The organism is Microcystis sp. M53603_WE2 (assembly GCF_030065435.1).
On record NZ_JASJFF010001153.1, the window covers coordinates 1 to 1,154 of the forward strand.

2 protein-coding genes are annotated in these 1,154 nt (G+C 49.6%); one reads left to right on the forward strand and one right to left on the reverse strand.

Features of this window, described 5'->3' with window-relative positions:
* Nucleotides 1-718, reverse strand: a 718-nt coding sequence (locus tag PX481_RS24310; RefSeq protein ID WP_288096482.1) for an AI-2E family transporter, incomplete at its 3' end; no start/stop codon positions are given.
* Nucleotides 719-995: 277 nt separating this feature from the next.
* Here PX481_RS24310 and PX481_RS24315 point away from each other — a divergent pair.
* The coding region (locus PX481_RS24315) for an ATP-binding cassette domain-containing protein (RefSeq protein ID WP_288096484.1) at nt 996-1,154 on the forward strand (159 nt) is incomplete at its 3' end.

Here is a 1,154-nt window from a genome sequence, read left to right on the forward strand (position 1 = left end):
AACCGGCCGCAGGCGTTCCCACCGTCACTAAACCGATGCCGATCAAAAGACTCTGGATAATGGCAACGCCAATAATACCGCGGCTAACATTGCGGACGGTGGAGGCGGTTAGACTGGCCAGCGCGATGCCTCTACCCGGGGCGATCTTTTCCGCTAACCGGTTCATCAGGTGAGTCAGATTTTTAGCCGAGAGGGTGAGGGCTGCCGCAATCAGAATCGAGGCGATAAATTTCAGCACCGTCAGACCGGTACTGGTGGCTAGGGAAAGGGAGATTTTCCCCAGTTCTTTTAATTGCGGCTCGAAGCGCTGAAGAAATTGACCCGTGTTATTTGATGCCTGCTGCCAGAGACTGGCAATCCTTTCGCCGACCAGCGGCCAGGTGGCCACATCGGCGGGGGGAGGGGGAATCACCGCCGCACCGGTATCGATATATTCGGCCATCGTTCGCAGATTACCCGCCAGAACCGCTGCAATGCCACTCACCGGACCGATAATAATCCCTAGACAAAGTAGGGTGAGGAGAACTGCGGCCAGTTTCGCCCGGCCCGCGAGCAGCTTTTTTAACCAGAGAAAGATCGGATACCAAGCGATCGCTAGAATTGCTCCCCAGAGGATCATGGTTAGGAAGGGACGCAGCAGGGTAAAACCGGCAAATAACAACAGGCCGAGAAAAAACAGCCGGATGACGAGATCGATAATTTTAGCGTCATTTTTCATCAATAGCGATCGCCTTTTGGCTAGATGAGGACATTTCTGCAATTATGGCAGTTTTTCGTTATGGGTAGTGATTCGCTAGTAGTGGTGAGCCGTCTTGCTTATCTGGTGGGGATTGTGTAGAATATTTCCTGATCAAAATAATTGCCCGATAAATCTCTACAACTGATTCTTTCAGGGTAAATCTCCTGAGAAATATCTTTTTTTGGTTGGTCGGTGCAATGCTTACTTGCAATCGTCTTGATCGAGTAAAATCGACTAATTTAACCTATTAACAAGGATGCAAGCAAATTTATTAGAAGTGCGGGGAGCCACCCGTCGATTTGGGGGATTAGTCGCTGTCGATGGGGTTTCCTTTCAGGTACAAAAAAACGAGATTTTTGGCTTAATTGGACCCAATGGGGCGGGAAAAACGACTTTATTTAATCTGATCACCGGT